This is a genomic window from Parabacteroides johnsonii DSM 18315, assembly GCF_025151045.1.
GTDB lineage: Bacteria > Bacteroidota > Bacteroidia > Bacteroidales > Tannerellaceae > Parabacteroides > Parabacteroides johnsonii.
This window is the reverse complement of the sequence record NZ_CP102285.1, coordinates 3192800-3210175: the sequence shown is the minus strand read 5'-3', so window position 1 is coordinate 3210175 and position 17376 is coordinate 3192800. Positions and strand designations below refer to the sequence as shown.

12 protein-coding genes are annotated in these 17376 nt (G+C 46.3%); 5 read left to right on the top strand and 7 right to left on the bottom strand.

Annotation, left to right across the window (positions count from 1 at the left end; genetic code table 11):
- Positions 1-62 precede the first annotated feature (62 nt).
- The 3 genes from NQ564_RS13465 to NQ564_RS13455 form a co-directional block, all read right to left on the bottom strand.
- A complete protein-coding gene (locus NQ564_RS13465) occupies positions 63-1328 on the bottom strand; it encodes an imelysin family protein (RefSeq protein ID WP_008145982.1) in 1266 nt (421 codons plus the stop codon).
- 35 nt (positions 1329-1363) lie between these two features.
- Positions 1364-2704: a hypothetical protein gene (locus tag NQ564_RS13460; protein WP_008145981.1), complete on the bottom strand. Its 1341-nt coding sequence runs from the start codon at positions 2702-2704 to the stop codon at positions 1364-1366.
- Positions 2705-3520: 816 nt separating this feature from the next.
- Positions 3521-3955: a DUF6078 family protein gene (locus NQ564_RS13455; RefSeq protein WP_008145978.1), complete on the bottom strand. Its 435-nt coding sequence runs from the start codon at positions 3953-3955 to the stop codon at positions 3521-3523.
- 678 nt (positions 3956-4633) lie between these two features.
- Between NQ564_RS13455 and NQ564_RS19360 the strand changes: the two genes are divergently transcribed.
- The 3 genes from NQ564_RS19360 (at position 4634) to pflA (ending at position 10780) form a co-directional block, all read left to right on the top strand.
- Complete coding sequence (locus tag NQ564_RS19360; protein WP_087375688.1) at positions 4634-7378, top strand: DUF6383 domain-containing protein; 2745 nt, start codon at positions 4634-4636, stop codon at positions 7376-7378.
- Positions 7379-7779: 401 nt separating this feature from the next.
- The gene (gene pflB / locus NQ564_RS13445; RefSeq protein WP_021863112.1) at positions 7780-10020 is read left to right on the top strand and encodes a formate C-acetyltransferase; all 2241 of its coding nucleotides are present in this window, start codon (positions 7780-7782) and stop codon (positions 10018-10020) included.
- Positions 10021-10057: 37 nt separating this feature from the next.
- A complete protein-coding gene (gene pflA, locus NQ564_RS13440) occupies positions 10058-10780 on the top strand; it encodes a pyruvate formate-lyase-activating protein (protein WP_008145972.1) in 723 nt (240 codons plus the stop codon).
- A gap of 2 nt (positions 10781-10782) precedes the next feature.
- Here pflA and NQ564_RS13435 read toward each other — a convergent pair whose 3' ends face one another.
- Positions 10783-11085 (bottom strand): DUF4884 domain-containing protein, encoded by a 303-nt coding sequence (locus tag NQ564_RS13435; protein WP_008145970.1) that lies wholly within the window; start codon positions 11083-11085, stop codon positions 10783-10785.
- Positions 11086-11361: 276 nt separating this feature from the next.
- Here NQ564_RS13435 and ahpC point away from each other — a divergent pair, with 276 nt between their 5' ends.
- Complete coding sequence (ahpC, locus tag NQ564_RS13430) at positions 11362-11928, top strand: alkyl hydroperoxide reductase subunit C (protein ID WP_008145969.1); 567 nt, start codon at positions 11362-11364, stop codon at positions 11926-11928.
- Between the two features lie 4 nt (positions 11929-11932).
- Positions 11933-13498, top strand: coding sequence for an alkyl hydroperoxide reductase subunit F (gene ahpF, locus NQ564_RS13425; protein WP_008145967.1), 1566 nt, complete (start codon positions 11933-11935; stop codon positions 13496-13498).
- 75 nt (positions 13499-13573) lie between these two features.
- Here ahpF and NQ564_RS13420 read toward each other — a convergent pair whose 3' ends face one another.
- The 3 genes from NQ564_RS13420 to NQ564_RS13410 all read right to left on the bottom strand — a co-directional run bounded on the left by NQ564_RS13420 (position 13574) and on the right by NQ564_RS13410 (position 17351).
- Positions 13574-15898: a glycoside hydrolase family 20 protein gene (locus NQ564_RS13420; protein WP_008145965.1), complete on the bottom strand. Its 2325-nt coding sequence runs from the start codon at positions 15896-15898 to the stop codon at positions 13574-13576.
- A gap of 37 nt (positions 15899-15935) precedes the next feature.
- Positions 15936-16322: a Dabb family protein gene (locus NQ564_RS13415; protein ID WP_008145963.1), complete on the bottom strand. Its 387-nt coding sequence runs from the start codon at positions 16320-16322 to the stop codon at positions 15936-15938.
- 177 nt (positions 16323-16499) lie between these two features.
- A complete protein-coding gene (locus tag NQ564_RS13410; RefSeq protein WP_008145959.1) occupies positions 16500-17351 on the bottom strand; it encodes an MBL fold metallo-hydrolase in 852 nt (283 codons plus the stop codon).
- Between the last annotated feature and the right edge of the window lie 25 nt (positions 17352-17376).

The window sequence follows — 17376 nt, the reverse complement described above, 5'->3', positions numbered from 1 at the left end:
TTTGTCTGCTGCTTCAAGGTTTGTCATGATCTATTATCAAGTTTGTAGTCTCAGAGGCATGTTTATTTTGCTCCGTCGACAGTACGGGGTTGTCCGTCTTTGAACAGGAGATATTCCAATGTATGGTAACCACGTACGCTCTGTGCAGCTCCGATGGCTTCGTCTTCTTCGTCGAAGTTTCCGCTCCATTCCAGATCATCCCAGTTCTGGGAATTCAATACCTGTACGATACCGTTCTGGTCCAGAGGCCAGCTGTCCATGTTCGGGTCCAAGCCTAAGTTGGCAACCGGGCCGATAAGGAAAGCTTCGCTCTTTTCCCACGGTTCGCGGGCCGTAATCCATAAGTTGCAGGCCTTTTCGAAGTTGTCGTTGCTCGGGTTCTGTCTGAACTGGTTTACCGCATCCAGCAAAAGCTTGTTCTTTTCCTGCAAGTCTTTATAAGTCGGAAGAACGACTGCATCGACAAACTGTTCGGCTATCGCATCCAAATCATCGTCGTATTCAGGGTCGCCGAAAGTCTGGTTTACATACGGCTTTACTTCGTTCAACAGCAGGTTGGCCAGTTCCATGCAGGTGTTCATTGCAGCAACAGCCTCTTCGCTGTCGATGTTGTTGCGGAACGGTTGCGGAATAGCCTGAATCGCCTTTGCAGAAGCGAAAATCAGTGTTTTGATTTCTTCGTCGAGATCCGGATTGGTAGAAGCGATCAGTTTAGAAAGCGAGTGCTCTGCGATATCCCCTTCATCGTCGAAATCCTTGTAAGAGTTGAAGGCGCTCAGGTTTCCGTCTACTTTGGACACGTCGTTGTCGTCGATACGGCCGTAGTAGGTGTTACGGATGGAGAAAATATTGTTCGTATAGTCGTCTCGCGAGTGCCAGCTATACCATGATTCGACGGCATAAAGACCGCCTTCCTTGTCACCGCTGGTATATTTGGTATACGGGTCTTTGATCTTGGCATCACCGACTTCGTTGGCGATGTTCCACATACCGCTTTCGATCATTTCCTCGATACACGAAAGAGGGCTTTGGTAAGCGCCGGCAGTCTGATCTTTGAAGATCGTGGCGTATGGACCGTGTGAACCTTGCTCGTCGACATAATCCGTTACCCAGGAATTGTAGAGCGTGGTCGCATCGTTGTTCAGCAACATTGCCACGTTGTACATATAGTTACCCCATGCAACGGCGTTTTCGGAACTGTAGTCCAGGCTGACCGGATCTTTTCCGCCACCATCAGGCGTGGGATCGTCGTTGTCGCTACATGCTCCCATCGAGAATGTCATGGCGAGCGATAAGGCTGCCAGATAGAAATAATTTTTCTTTTTCATTTTATTGATAAGTTATTAAATTGTTTATGTTGTTTTTATTTGCTGAGGAACCAGCCGATGTAGGCGATAGCCAGGCTGAATTCGTTTTCACTGTTATATTTACCGCCTCCGATTTTGCGTGTCGTGTAGTCCGCTTTTACGACAAGGTTAGGTAGAGCGTACCAGTTGGCGCCGGCTGTCCACATACTTACTTTGTTGCGTAAGTCCATCGTGTGTTTGCCTTCGCCTTTCTCCTGCGGGTTGTAGTATTCGTGGCGAACGAACGGATAGATTACAGGCACATTCCTGTTGTCTTTGCAAACCGCACGCAGGTTGAAGCCCACTTCACCGCCGTAGCTGACTGCACGTTTGGCGATCGGGGTTGTCTGTGTGTAAGGAGAACCGCCACTCTGGTGGTTGTTGACGTTGCTGAGGTCGTCGGCTTTACTCAGATTACCGTATATCATGTTGGCACGTGCGGTGACATATTTGTTTTTATATTGCAGGTCGGCCGTATAGATGCGCAAAGGTATGTTCCCATATTTGACGTAGGTCTCCGGTTTGTCGGAATTGGCTCCTGTGTTGTGGCAATAGTAGAAGGAACCGCCTATTTTCAATCCCGGTACCCCTAAATAGTTCAGGCGGGCCACGTAGCCCGGCGAGGTGAAGTTGTCTGTTTCGAACAGTCCCTGCTTGCCGCCGGCAACCCATGTATTACGGTCGAAACCGTTGGCGTTCAATCCGGCAACGACCAAAGCCTGATAGTTGAAACGTGTGTAGCCTCGGCCGAACGTACCGAACACTTCGATACCGTTTTCATGCCAGGTGGAAGGAAGGAGAGTCGTTTCGCCTTCCGGACGGGAAGTCCCGAAGAAGTTGATCGGCTCGTGCTGCTCGTTGGTCAAGCCGACCGGGACGATCAGGTGGCCGGCGCGGACATTGAAGGCCGGGTGGACAAGACGTGTGATGTGGAATTGTTCCAAAGCGACTTCACCGCCTTTTTCCACCTCCATTTCATATTCTCCGTTTTCTGTGTTCTCTATCTCATAGGCACTTCCCGTACCTCCTGCCTCAAATTCTATTTCTGCTCCTAATATCCATTGGGAATTGAATTTGTAATCGAAAGCCAGGACAAAACGAGGAATGGAGATCGAATTGCGATGGTCTTTCTTGCTTCCGTTGTCCGTACCCCGGAAGCGGTTGATGCCGTAGTCCATAAAGTTCGCGAGGATTTCCCCATATCCGCCGAAGCGGAATTTGTTATATCCGGAGGCATAAATATCTGCGGATTGTTCCACTGCGGATTTTCCTGTCGTTGTTTCTTCTTGTTCCTGTGCAAAAGCCGTTGCACAAGAGGTTAGTAGAGTGATTGCTAATAAATTAGTTAACCTTTTCATTGCGTTTTTTAATTTTTGGCAAAATTAGAGGGGCTACGAACGGTGTGCAATCGCAATTAGTAGGTAAAAAGGTGTCGATGTTACCTATTTGTAGGTATTGTGTGCATTTTTACAAGAAAAATATCATGAAATCCCTATAATTAGGGAGGGTAAAGACAAATATACATATTTGTAGGTATTGTGTTAATGATTGTCCGCTCATACCTTTGCTTCTGTCAATTATGTATCATGATTAGGTATAATCGTCGACCGGAACCTTATCGATAGAATGTCAATGTAATGTTTATTTTAAAGTAAATAACAACAGCGGGGATTTTTATTGGTTTTCCTTGCAACAAAAGAAGAACTGTTTTGAGAAAAACGGTTCTTTTTGTTTAAATATCACCCTGATTAGGTAGCAAAAGGCATTTTTTTACTCACATATAGGTATTGTAGGAGGCCGGAGGTGCCCGTATCTTTGCAATGTCATTAAGAAAGTAACACTATTAGTATAATCGCTATATCAAAACCTTTTGCTAATTATGTAAGCATATAAGATGATTAACTATATCGGAAAGTTTTTATTGGTTATTTTCGATATAAAAAAGAAGCCCCTCTGTGAAGAGAGGCTTCTTTTTTATTAGGGAATCGGTTCCTTTCTTTACAGGGGTATCAATTGTTCGACGAGGGATAATTTGTGTGACACAGTAGTGCCACACAAATTCCATCGGCATGGCACAGCAGTTTCATCGGCATGGCACAGTCGTTCCCTTGGCAGGAAACAGCCGTTACATAGGTATGGCACAACAGTTACATCGGTATGTAACCGGTCACAGGCTACCAGTCGTATGTTTCGAAATAGGCATCGAACTTGCCTGGATCACCGATGCCACACTGTTCCAGTATATTCAAAATGCTTTTTTGCTCGTTCGGTGAGAGAGGCCGTTCGCCTTTGCGCACTCGATAGTATGTTCTGCGCCCGAAATGGTTCAAGAGCCTGCTGGCAGCTTCTTGCATTTGCCGGTAGGGCATCCGCTCCAGCATCCCGATGAAACCGAGTGCATAAGTCTGCTTGCCGGAAGGGCGGAAATAGGGGCAGTCGCCGGTTTGGTTCTTTTGGTATTTGGGACTGATGACCCGCCATAGTCTCACTTTATCACTGATTTGTTGCTCGGCGATGCGCCTCAGGCAGCCAGTGGCTTTCGGGCAGTCTTGGTTCATGCAGAGTAGGTAAGCGTCCGGGATGGCGGAGGCGTTGATTTTTTCTTTCATATATTATATAATGTGTTGTAGTCATTTGATCCGTTTGTGACGGACGCTGATGTAAAGATATATAATAATGTAAGGTTTTGCAAGTCTTGATACCATTATTATGCTAAGCAGCCAATACACCGTATTTTGTATATCTTTAACAAAAGGGGAGGCTTTTCCAAGAGGAAATTACGAAATCTGCAGTTTTTGCCGTTTTTCGCCTCCGATGAGGATAAAAGGAGATTAGTTTGTATATGATTGATAATCTTTATTTTAATGGAGATGTGTGGAGACTTGGCGAGTGGTTGAAAACAGTTACTTTTCTGTATGGTTTTAGTTGCTTTTTTGTAATGTAAGTCGTTATTAATAAGAAGTATAGGTATGTGAAAAGAAAAATGGCGAAAAAACGTACGTTTTTTTCGCCATTTTCACTGCACAAAAATACAACTACTTTTTAAACCTGCAATCCTTTCTCCCAATTATTTTTCCTTTTCTATATTCTTTCTTATCAATCAGATAGCTTATCTTGTACAAACCTATCGCCTTTTTACCACGAACTGCCTGAAATCCAAAAAAAAATGACTAAAAAAAACGTACGTTTTCTCTCGTCAAAATACAGGAATTTGGTAAAAACCTGTTAAACAGGAAGTAAGAACGATATTCAATATACATATTATTATTAATTAAACATTTTAGATTATGAACAAGAGATTTTCTACTCTTTTGGCTGCCGCCCTGGTGGCCGGTAGTTCTTTCTCGGTTTACGCACAGTTAGATGGGCGTAGTATCGAGTGGGGAAAGCAAGTAAGTGGTCGTGCTTATTACTTGGCAGGGGTACATTCGGATACCAAACAAGAACTTCAGGCTTTTACGCTGAATGGGTATGTTAATGATGAAAATGTGACAGCCGCTAATTCTGCAGAAAATGCACAGTGGACTGTTGAGACTAAAACAGAAAATGGCGTTTCTTACTACGCATTTAAAAACATTTCCGGTGAACAGTATTTGGCTTTTAAAAAGGACAATGGTGTTTATGTTGTCGCAGGTAAGAAAGAAGCAAATGATGCAACGAAAACACTTCGTTGGTTTTCTTTAGGAACTGATAATAAATTGCAAGCTGCTATTTCTGGAGAAACTCTCTATTTGGGTTTGAAATTGGCTACAGATGGAGTCAATTGGGAACCGACATTAACTTCAGGTGGTAGCAACCTGGTTGTTAAGGATTGCTGTACCCTCTACGAAATCTACAACAAACAAGTCTCTGCAAAAGACTTTGCAAACAAGTTCGGAGATAACTTTACACTGGAGTTCCCGGAAACATTGGAGGATACGGATGTGTTTGAAAATGTAAGCGTTAAAGAAGTTGAAGGTGACGCTCTTGGCTTTAAATTGGTTGACGATAAAGGTACGAAAGATGAGGATGATGATGAATACATCGTTTTGACAAGCGAACGTGTTAAAAACTCTGAATTGGCTAACCCGGAAAACGGTTATTACTACAAACGTATGACTGGTGCTGAGTTTAAAAAGGCTGTTGATGATGAAAAAATCAATGGCAAGAACATTATTTTTTACGCAGAAGAGTCTGCCACTAATATCGGAAAAGGTGCTTACGCAATCGTCCAGAAGGGTGTAAAAGTAAGTGATGATGCTACAAATGTTAATGTTACTTTTGGTAAAGTGACAAACGATGAGACAGTTCGCCAGCTGGCTTCTGTTGCTTATGATTCTCACTCTAAGTTCATGGCTGTTACGGTTGGAAAAGGTACACGTGTTGCTGCTACAGAAGTTGCAAACGAAAGAATGTTGATTGTAAATGTAACAGCTACAGTTAAGGATAGCAAGAAAACTTATGCTTTCGGTATGAACGAAGCATGTTCTGCTGTTCAGCTGTATGATAAAGTATCTTCTGCCGAGTTCGCTCATCCGCAAGGACAGTGGTTGGTTTCTGGTAACAAGAACAACAATACGATCGAACTGATCAACGTACACAATCCGGCACAGAAAGTTACAGGTATTGCCTTGTATGAAGCTGAAGGCGAGAACACATATAAAGTGATGATCAGTGACTATGCTAATGTTGAAACCATCACATTGGCTAAAGTTGCTGATTACGATAAAGCTGCTACCAACGGTTACTATAATACGTTGTCTGCTAAGGGACAGAAATTCGCGTTTGTGACAAACGGAACGTTTGACAATGAAGGAGATGAAGCTGTTGACTTGTTTATGAAAATTGGTGCAGATGAAAGAAAAGATGTAAGTGTTGTTCCTCACGCAGGTTCTGAATGGGAGCTGATCCGTAGCGAAGAGGCTACAGTAGTAGAAACTGGAGCATACAGCTTCTACAATGGTGAGAAATGGGTTGTTGTAAAGGGTAAAAATGGTAAAAAGGCTGATGGCGCTGACTACCCTGCCGACACACTTCGCCAGGCTTACTCCTACTCAATTCAGGCTGGAGAATTGAAACTGGGTTCAGGCTGGAATACACAATTAGTTGCAACAGATAAGACAACATTCCTTTTGAAGGAAAAGGGCAAAGGCACGTATGCAATTGTATATGCACCAAGTACAACAGCGATTGCTGGTTATACTAAAATAGACGGTAATAAAGTTGTTAATGGTGGTACTGGTGAATCTATCGCCCTCTTTGATATCATCGACCTTGATGCCGCTCCTTCTTTGGAACCGGACAGCAAGCACATGACATTTGAAGCAGTCGATAGAGCAAACTTCATTACAGCCGATGCTAATAACGCTGCTGTTTTGGCTACAGAAGCTGCCGCCTTGTGGATTGACTCCGTAAACGTAGAAGGTTTCGCTACTCCGAAATTCTTTATCTCTTACGCAGGCAAGATGATGGTGACAGGTGAAAGACTGGCTGAAATTGCAGAACAGGCTTACGAGTACGATAAGATCGACAAGAAAGAAAAAGACGCTATCGTAGCGAGCACCAAGTATAGCAATGGCGTAAACCGCATCATGTTCATGGATGCTGCACGTGTAGCTGGTGAAGATACATTGATGATCGGCGACCAAAAAGTCGCAGGTAAAGCTATTGATGCATTCAAATTCACGATCACAGAAAACGAAGATGGCGACTATGTTTTGAAGAACGTTGAAGATGGTTCATATGTATATGTAATCAACGGTAACTTGGTCTATGGCAAGAGTGCTAAGGAAGCTGAAGCATTCGTAATCGAAGTAACTTCTACTCCGACAGCTAACGAAGGCATTGCAACATCTGAAGTGAAAGTTCTTGCCGGTAACGGTAACGTAACGATCGCAGGTGCAGCCGGTAAGAAAGTTGTTGTAAGCAACATCTTAGGTCAGGTAGTAGCTAACACGGTTGTTTCTTCTGACAATGCTGTAATCGCTGCTCCGGCAGGTGTAGTAGTTGTAGCAGTTGAAGGCGAAGCCGCTGTAAAAGCTATCGTTAAATAACGATTGATACTAAAAAAAACAATACTGTTGTCTATCGTAAGGGCGGAGTAGAACCCCGCCCCTACAGACACAATGACATTTTATAATCAAATAATTCTTCGGTTGCGCGGAGGCGAAAGCCTCCAACTACCCTGCGACAGGCGAACAAGCGACCGTATTTAATATTAATAATACTAAAGTAATGAAATTAAAAGTTCTACTGCTTTTCCCTCTGTGAAGACCGGACGGCAGACAAAAAACAGGCCCCGGCGGTATTCGTACTGCCGGGGCTTCGTTGTTCCCTTATCCCTATTTGTAGGTATTTTCCCCAGTTTAACATCCCTCGTCCTTTACAATCCTTTTCAGATAGGGGGAAAAGACGTATCTTTGCACGCCTAAACCGAAATAGACAAGATAAGCTTATGAAGTTTGAAAACGAGAACTGGGCGCAGTTCAAAGGAGAAACCTGGAAAAAGGAGATCAACGTAAGAGACTTTATCCAGAACAATTATAAACCTTATGACGGTGATGATACGTTCCTCGTACCCTCTTCGGAGAAAACGAAGAAAGTGTGGAACAAGCTGACCGAAATGTTTAAGGTGGAAAGGGAAAAAGGAGTATATGACGCCGAAACGAAACTTCCTCAGGGGATTGACACATACGGACCCGGTTACATTGATAAGGAGAACGAAGTAATCGTCGGTCTGCAGACAGACGCCCCGTTGAAACGAGGTATCTTTCCGAAAGGTGGTATCCGCATGGTCGAAAACAGTCTGGAAGCCTATGGCTATCATCTGGACCCGATGACAAAAGAAATCTTCACCAAATACAGAAAGACGCACAACGAAGGTGTTTTTTCAGCCTATACGGACGAGATGGTAGCTGCACGCCGTTCTGCCATTATCACCGGACTGCCTGATGCTTACGGACGCGGACGTATCATCGGTGATTACCGCCGTGTGCCTCTGTACGGAACTCAGATCCTGATCGAAGAGAAGAAACGTTTCCAGAAACGTCTCGATATCCAGGAACTGACGGAAGAGATCATTCAAAGCCGTGAGGAGATAACGGAACAGATCAAAGCGTTGAAAGCATTTGAGAAAATGTGTGCCGGTTATGGTTTCGATGTGACACGCCCGGCCAAGGATGCCCGCGAAGCTGTGCAGTATTTGTATCTGGCTTACCTGGCTGCCGTAAAGGATCAGGATGGAGCGGCCATGTCTCTCGGACGTACTTCCACGTTCCTCGATATCTATATCGAAAAGGATATTCGTGAAGGCAAGCTGACGGAAGAAGAGGCACAGGAATTGATCGACCAGTTTATTATCAAACTGCGTATTGTCCGTTTCTTGCGTACTCCGGAATACAACGACCTGTTCTCCGGTGATCCTGTTTGGGTGACAGAATCGCTGGGCGGACAAGGTGTTGACGGCCGTTCGTTGGTGACAAAGACATCTTACCGTTATCTGCATACCTTGTATAATCTCGGCCCGGCGCCCGAACCCAACTTGACGGTGCTTTGGTTCAACAATGCACCGGATAACTGGAAAAACTTCTGTGCGAAAGTATCGATCGATACCTCCGCCATCCAGTACGAGAACGACGATCTGATGCGTCCGGACTATGGCGACGATTACGGTATCGCCTGCTGTGTGTCTCCGATGAAGATCGGTAAGCAGATGCAGTATTTCGGAGCTCGTGCCAACCTGGCAAAGTGCCTGTTGTATGCGATCAATGGCGGACGTGACGAGAAATCGGGCGTGCAGGTGGCTCCCCGCTTCGAGCCGATCACCAGCGAATATCTGGATTACAATGAAGTGATGGAGAAATACGAGCAGATGATGCGCTGGCTGGCTAAAGTCTATGTCAATGCACTGAAGATCATTCACTACATGCACGACAAATATGCGTATGAAGCATTCGAAATGGGGCTTCATGACGGAGATGTGGAACGTATCCGCGCAACCGGTATTGCCGGCCTTTCTATCGTTGCCGACTCGCTGGCTGCCATCCGTGACACAAAAGTGAAAGTAATCCGTGACGAACGTGGTTTGGCTGTCGACTTCGAACGCGAAGGCGAATATGTGCCTTTCGGAAACAATGACGATCGTACGGACAGTATTGCTGTCGACATTACCGAGAAGTTCATGGAATACCTGCGCCAGCATCAGACATACCGCAAGGCCACCCCGACACAGTCTATCCTGACGATCACTTCAAACGTGGTCTACGGAAAGAAAACCGGAACGACCCCCGATGGCCGTCCGGGTGGTACGCCGTTCGCTCCGGGAGCCAATCCGATGAACGGACGCGATACGAAAGGGGCTGTCGCCGCTTTGGCTTCTGTTGCCAAACTGCCGTTCCAGCATGCGCATGACGGTATTTCCTATACATTTGCCGTTTCACCGGCCACCTTGGGCAAGGAGCGCGATATTCAGGTGAGTAATTTAGTGAGCCTCTTGGATGGCTATTTCACGCCTGATGGCGGCCAGCATCTGAATGTGAACGTGTTCGATAAGGACCTGCTGTTAGATGCGATGGAGCACCCGGAGAAATACCCGCAGCTTACGATCCGTGTTTCGGGCTATGCTGTCAATTTCGTCAAGCTGACACGCGAACAGCAGCTCGATGTCATCTCGCGCACTATCAACAGCAGTTTATAATTGTCAATTGTCAATTCTCAATTGTCCATTGATTAATATGTTGGGATACATACATTCTTTAGAGAGTTTCGGGACCGTTGACGGTCCCGGAATTCGCTTTGTCGTTTTTATGCAAGGGTGTCCGCTTCGTTGTCTGTATTGCCACAATCCGGATACCTGGGAGGTGAAGCGTGAGACACCTTATCAACTGGAACCCAAAGCGTTGCTTGCCGAAGTGCTGCGCTATAAGAATTTTATCGCTAAAGGTGGTGTTACTGTTACTGGTGGCGAGCCTTTGTTACAACCAGAATTCCTTAAAGAGTTTTTCCGCCTTTGCCGTGAGAACGGTATCCATACGGCGTTGGATACTTCCGGCTATATCTGTTCCGGCAAAGCTTTGGAAGTCCTTGAATATGTCGATCTGGTTCTGTTGGACATCAAGACGATCGATGCCGGGCTTCATCCCCGTCTGACAGCTGTGAAACTTGATAACACTTTACGTTTTCTTGATGAGTTGGAGAAACGCGACATTCCCGTATGGGTCCGCCATGTGGTCGTTCCCGGTCTGACAGATAATGATGAGGATCTGGAAAAATTAGCCGGATACGTCAGCCGCTATAAGGTGATTCAGAAAGCCGAGCTTCTGCCTTATCACACAATGGGAACTTATAAATATGAGGCGCAGGGCCTGGATTATAAGCTGAAAGGTGTGGAACCGCTTTCGGCAGAGCGCCTGGCCAATGCTAAAACGATCTTTAGGAAACACGGGATAAACGTATAAGACTAATCGAGCGTCTGCTCTTTGATGATGATCGGTTTGCGGCTGATCCGGTTGACTGTGCGGACACTGTCACTTTCAACACTGGTTACATCTCCTTCGCAGTTGGTGAAATAGATGTAATGTCCCATATCCATGAAACGATAAACCTTACACCCTTCATGTTCGAACAGGTATTCGACTTGATAGGAGGAATTGTTTGCTGGTTTTTCCCGCGTAAGGGGTATTTGTGAGACGCATGAAGAAAGCCATGCGCTGCAAATGAGCAGCAGGCCCGCTGAAAATGTATACAAACTTGCTCTTCTCATCTTCGAATATTTTTAAGTTAACATCCAAAGGTAACAATTAAAGAATCACATGGTATGGCCGAAAGGTATTTTACCTATAATTAGGTATATTTTGGTTGTTCCGGAAAACATAACTTTGCTTCATATTGTCATAGTAGATGAGTGTACTTGCTGATAGGGGTCCGTCTATCGGCAGATAAAAATTATCAATTTGAAAAATTCTTTCAATCAGTACCTTACGATTTACCTTTGCAGAGTAATCAAAAAATAGTAGTAACAAATTAAATAGTAAAAATCATGGAACCAATTATCAATTCACAAGTACCCGAATTCAAAGTTCAAGCTTTTCAGAATGGTAATTTCAAGACCGTAAGTAACGAAGATATCAAGGGCAAATGGGCCATCTTTTTCTTCTATCCTGCCGACTTTACATTCGTATGCCCGACCGAATTGGTCGATATGGCTGACAAGTACGGCAAATTTCAGGAAATGGGTGTCGAAGTATATTCTGTAAGTACAGACTCACACTTTGTGCATAAAGCATGGCATGATGCTTCCGAAACAATTCGCAAAATCAAATATCCGATGCTGGCAGACCCGACAGGTGCTTTAAGCCGTGCGTTTGGTGTGATGATCGAAGAAGAGGGTATGGCTTATCGCGGTACATTCCTGGTAAATCCCGAAGGTAAGATCAAGATTGCTGAAATCCATGATAACGGTATCGGCCGTAATGCAGACGAATTGCTTCGTAAAGTTGAAGCTGCCCAGTTTGTTGCTTCTCACCCGAATGAAGTTTGTCCTGCAAAATGGAAAAAAGGCGAAGCAACATTGAAGCCGAGTATCGACTTGGTCGGTAAGATCTAAAGTTATGTTAGACTCTGCAATGAAAGACCAGCTTTCGGGAATTTTCTCCGGACTGGTGTCCCAATATGTATTTGATATACAAGTCGCTCCTGATCATGAAAGTCGTCAGGAGCTGATAGACCTGCTTAGTGATGTGGCATCTTGCTCGGATCATTTGTCATGCAACATTGCCGATGGAGAGGGACTTCAATTTGCAATTGTAAAAGACGGGATGCCTACTGGTATCCGGTTTCGTGCAGTACCCAACGGCCATGAATTTACATCCCTGCTGTTGGCTGTCCTGAATAGTGATGGAAAAGGTAAAAATATACCGGACGAAAGTATCTGTGCACGTGTCAGAGCCTTGAACGGTCCGATCAAGCTGACGACTTATGTTTCTCTTACTTGCACCAACTGTCCGGATGTGGTGCAGGCACTCAATGTCATGGCAACTCTCAACAGCCGCATCACCCATGAAACGGTGGATGGCGCCATCAACCAGAAAGAAGTTGAGGTGATGAAAGTACAGGGAGTCCCTTCTGTTTTCGCCGATGGCAAACTGATCAATGTGGGCCGTAGTGATTTTGGAGAATTGCTTTCCAAACTCGAAGCCCAATACGGAATTAATGAAGGGATTGTTGATAACTCTGTTGAAAAACCTGTTAAGAACTATGATGTGATAGTAGTGGGAGGTGGACCTGCCGGTGCTGCCTCTGCCATCTACTCGGCACGTAAAGGCTTGAATGTTGCAGTGATAGCCGAACGTATCGGTGGACAGGTCAAAGAAACAGTCGGTATCGAGAACCTGATCTCCGTACCTCAGACTACCGGAAAGCAGTTGGCGAACGATCTTCTGACACATATCAACGACTATCCGGTCGATATATTGGAGCATCGTCGTGTAGACAAAGTCGAACTAGACGGAGCGGCGAAACTTCTGACCACTTCTACCGGTGAACGTTTTTCTGCTCCTGCTGTTATCGTGGCGACAGGTGCAAGCTGGCGCAAGTTGAATGTTCCGGGCGAAGCGGAATATATCGGGAGGGGGGTCGCTTTTTGTCCTCACTGCGACGGTCCATTCTATAAAGACAAGCACGTAGCGGTTGTCGGCGGTGGAAATTCGGGTATTGAAGCGGCTATAGATTTGGCAGGCATTTGCTCGAAAGTGACGGTGCTGGAGTTTATGGACGAGCTGAAAGCCGATCAAGTGCTGCAGGAAAAAGCGAAGAGCCTGCCGAATGTGGAAATTTTCTTGCATTCCCAATCTTTGGAAGTGATCGGTAACGGCGATAAGGTGACAGGTCTTCGTGTAAAAGACCGTAAGACGGAAGTGGAGCGGGTGATTGATCTGGATGGTATCTTCGTCCAAATTGGTCTGGCTGCCAATAGCGGCGTGTTCCGCGATGTTGTCGAAACAAATAAACCGGGTGAGATTGTAATCGATGCGCATTGCCGGACAAATGTTCCCGGTATCTATGCGGCGGGCGATGTCTCGACTGTACCCTATAAACAGATAATCATAGCGATGGGAGAAGGGGCAAAAGCGGCTCTGTCTGCTTTTGAAGACCGTATGAGAGGTTTAATCGGTTAATATTTAGTATTTGCTATGAATGAAGGAGGTGCGCCAAAACACCTCCTTCATGATCTTTTGTGCCTAAATATCTACTTATTGCAAATTGATCTCATCCACAAACAAGAACGCCGGATTACCTGCACCTCCGTGCCATGACGGAAGTTTGTCGCTCTTGATGATGACTTCGACATAGCGGGCTTTTACCGGGGAGAAGGAGATTTCCTGCGGATAAAGGCCGTCTTTGTCGTTTTTACCTAAAGACGGGATTGTTTTGGATGCTACCTCCTTGAAGTTCTGTCCGTCGTCCGATACCTTTACGGTAACGCCTGCCGCCCCCATAATCCAGTCCCCTTTCACAACATTCGTGTTGAAAGAGACTTTGCTGAATTCAGTCGGTTCTTTCAGGTCGATAACGGCGTCCAAATCCTTGCCTTGGAATCCTAACCAGCGTCCGGTCTTGTAGTTGTCGTTGCCGCTCAGACCATCGGTCAGTTCCGGGCCTCCGTTGAAGTTATACCCTCTGCTGGGAGCTACTTTCAATGTGACCGGCTTAGCCGTCGCCTTGTTGAAGTCGATCTTTTCAGAGAAGATGCGGCTGTTTCCAGTCGGGCGGACAGCTACGGCTTTAACTTCTGCATTTTGCTTGATGCGGAGAGGGGCTTCGTATTTCGGGCTGGTTGCTGTCGGTTCGCTGCCGTCAAGCGTATAATGGATATCGGCGGTACCTTCGGTTTCGAGTGTCACGACGATTTCACCTTTGTCACCGTCGGTAGCGAAAGAGGCGCGAATGTCGAAGATATGTTTGGCGTAGTTGTAACCTAAGCGGTCGTAAAGTTCGGTCATACGAACCAAGCGCGGCAGGAACGCTTTGAAATCCTTCGGAGCGTTTGTCCATTGCACTTCTGCCAATGCATCCATACGCGGCAATACCATATATTCGACCTGGCTGAATGTCGGGATATATTCTGTCCAAAGGTTTGCCTGCACACCGGTTACATATTTCTGGTACTCTTCCGGGATTCCGGCAGTCGGTTCGAATGAATAGACGCGTTCCAACGGCAGGTAACCACCGATGGCAAGCGGGTCGTGTTCTGTGTCGGTTGACTGATAGTAGTCGAAATACAGGTAAGAGTTAGGTGTCATAATCACATTATGTTTTTGTTTGGCAGCTTCGATACCTCCGTCTACTCCGCGCCAGCTCATCACCGTTGCGTTCGGAGCCAGTCCGCCTTCCAGGATTTCGTCCCAACCGATGATATGGCGTCCTTTGCTTTCGACGAATTTCTCCATACGTGAAATGACATAGCTTTGCAGGTATTCTTCGGCCGTATGCTTGCTGTCTCCTTTGATGCCTTCCGCCTTGATGCGTGCCTGGCATTTCGGACAACTCTTCCAACGCACTTTCGGGCATTCGTCACCGCCTACGTGGATATATTCGGACGGGAAAAGGTCGATCACCTCGCCAAGCACGTCTTCAAGGAAGGTCATGGCTTTTTCATTACCGGCACAGATCACGTCGTCGGAAACCCCCCACTGTGTCCATACTTCATACGGTCCGCCAGTACAACCTAATTCAGGGTAGGTCGTGATGGCAGCCAGCTGGTGTCCCGGAAGGTCTATTTCGGGGATGATCGTAATGAAGCGTTCTTGAGCGTAAGCAATCACGTCGCGGATTTCATCTTGCGTGTAGAACATACCTTCGCCATACGGTTTACCGTCATATTTGCCGGAGTTACGGCCGATGACGGTTTCTTTGCGTTGCGCCCCGATCTTGGTCAGTTCCGGATATTTCTTGATCTCGATGCGCCATCCCTGGTCGTCTGTCAGGTGCCAGTGGAAACGGTTCATGTTGTGCAAGGCGAGCATATCGATGAACTTCTTGACCGAGTCGGTCGGGAAGAAATGGCGGGAAACATCGAGGTGCATACCGCGATAGGGGAAACGCGGATAGTCGTTGATGCAGATGGAAGGAAGTTCGACATCCATTCCTACGGCTACGGCGGGGATAGACTTGCGCAAGGTCTGTACGCCATAGAAAATGCCGGCGTTGGATGCTCCGGCGATCTCGATGCCGTTCTCGCTGACCAGCAGACGGTAGCCTTCCGGATGCTGGATGTCGGAAGCGATCGACAGATGAATGCCTCTGTCTGCGTTTCCGGCGATAACTTTCGGTTCATATCCCGTAGCCTCTTTGATATAGGAGGCAAGGAAACGGGCGGTCTGTTCCATTTCCGTATCACCTTCCTGATAGGAGATTGGGGTAGACGGTTTCAACAGGAACGGAGTGTTTCCACCTTGGGTTATCTCTTGCGGAAGCGGGATAACGGCATAGTCTCCTTGTGCTTTTTTACCATCCGAACAAGCCACGGCTCCGGCCAGGGCTGTCAGGATACATGCATACTTCGTTAGTTTGTTCATGCGTTTAAAATGTTATAAGTGAAAAAAATAATGATTCTTATTTAGTCCAGTAGTCCACGACGGTGACGGCAGAAGCCTTGTCTCCTAATACTTTCCCGAAAGCCTTATGCGCCGGGTGGACGAGGTAGGCGTCGCGGTCCGCATCTGAATGAAACGTCAGGAAGAAGCAGTGCGTCAATCCCTGTTGCAATCCTTCGGGACTGCAATCCGTCCCCCATTCGTACCCTTTGATCAGGTCTATCTGGGAAGGAAGTGCGCAGAAAGCATCTTCGACTTCTTTGATCTGTTGGGCAGATACTTCGGGTTTGAATCCGAACATGACAACGTGGCGAAGCATTTTCTCCTGCTTGGGAGTATTGCTGCAACAGAACATCAGGGCCGAGAATGCCAGGATTGTCAATGATGCGAAGATTGTCTTTTTCATGATGACCAGGATTAATTTATGATTATGCAAAGACAAAGATAAAGATAAATAGTAGACTCCCCTATAATATAACAGGCTTTTCTTTGATCGGACTACTATATTGTTTCTGTTTCATGCCGATGAAACTTTTGTTTCCCGTAGGTGAAAATAAATTTTCATGCAAGGGAAAATTTATTTTCACCCTATGGAAAAAAGTGAAACCTTTTGATCGGTCTTGAAAAAGTCCTGCACCTTTTTCACTGTAGTGCACTGTGTATAGGCATCGTGACAGTAGATGATCGCCTGTTTCTTTAAGGTCGCCTCTTCCAGCATTCGCACTTTCTCGTTGTAGGATACGACGGGACAAGTGTCGTATGCGGAGATCCAGAGAGGTGAAACACTTGCCGCCAACGGGATGACATCGCCTGCGAAGACGTATGTGCGCTTAGGTGTCGTGATGTAAGGTGCGATTTGTCCCGGTGTATGTCCGTCGAACAGCCGTAGGTCGATACCGGGGCAAAGATTCGTGTCGCTTTCGATGAGGCGGAGCTTGCCGCTGTCGTAGGTGGCTTGCATATTCTCGATGAAATAGGAGTCGGCTTCGAGCGCATTCGGATGAAGGAAATTCTCCCATTGTGTGCGGCTAACCCAGTGGGTGGCATTCGGAAAGGCCATTTTAAAGAGAGGCTTTCCGTCCGGTTGCTCTTCTTTTTGTGTCGTATATCCGCAATGGTCGAAGTGAAGATGCGTGAGTATGATATCCGTAACCTCCTCACAGGCAACGCCTCGTCTTTGAAGTTCTTCCTTCAGATCGACGAGGTCGAAGAAGTTGTAATAGCTGAGTTGTTTCAGATGTTTGTTGCCCGCCCCGTTGTCAACAAGTACGATCTTCCCGTTCCCGTCGCGCACCAATAGAGTGCGCATGGCCAAGATGCATCCGTTTTGTTCATCGCTTGGATAACGGCGGCTCCAGGCGGTCTTGGGAATCGCACCGAACATGGCGCCTCCGTCTGCATGGAAAAAGCCCGTGTCTATAAGTTGAATATCCATAAATTATGCTTTTTCCAACAAAGAT

Excerpts from the sequence above, each read along its gene's own strand:
- NQ564_RS13460 (WP_008145981.1), bottom strand. The coding sequence starts at position 2,704 with ATGAAAAGGTTAACTAATTTATTAGCAATCACTCTACTAACCTCTTGT.
- NQ564_RS19360 (WP_087375688.1), top strand. The coding sequence starts at position 4,634 with ATGAACAAGAGATTTTCTACTCTTTTGGCTGCCGCCCTGGTGGCCGGT.
- ahpF (WP_008145967.1), top strand. The coding sequence starts at position 11,933 with ATGTTAGACTCTGCAATGAAAGACCAGCTTTCGGGAATTTTCTCCGGA.
- NQ564_RS13415 (WP_008145963.1), bottom strand. The coding sequence starts at position 16,322 with ATGAAAAAGACAATCTTCGCATCATTGACAATCCTGGCATTCTCGGCC.
- NQ564_RS13435 (WP_008145970.1), bottom strand. The coding sequence starts at position 11,085 with ATGAGAAGAGCAAGTTTGTATACATTTTCAGCGGGCCTGCTGCTCATT.
- pflB (WP_021863112.1), top strand. The coding sequence starts at position 7,780 with ATGAAGTTTGAAAACGAGAACTGGGCGCAGTTCAAAGGAGAAACCTGG.
- NQ564_RS13420 (WP_008145965.1), bottom strand. The coding sequence starts at position 15,898 with ATGAACAAACTAACGAAGTATGCATGTATCCTGACAGCCCTGGCCGGA.
- pflA (WP_008145972.1), top strand. The coding sequence starts at position 10,058 with ATGTTGGGATACATACATTCTTTAGAGAGTTTCGGGACCGTTGACGGT.
- ahpC (WP_008145969.1), top strand. The coding sequence starts at position 11,362 with ATGGAACCAATTATCAATTCACAAGTACCCGAATTCAAAGTTCAAGCT.
- NQ564_RS13410 (WP_008145959.1), bottom strand. The coding sequence starts at position 17,351 with ATGGATATTCAACTTATAGACACGGGCTTTTTCCATGCAGACGGAGGC.
- NQ564_RS13455 (WP_008145978.1), bottom strand. The coding sequence starts at position 3,955 with ATGAAAGAAAAAATCAACGCCTCCGCCATCCCGGACGCTTACCTACTC.
- NQ564_RS13465 (WP_008145982.1), bottom strand. The coding sequence starts at position 1,328 with ATGAAAAAGAAAAATTATTTCTATCTGGCAGCCTTATCGCTCGCCATG.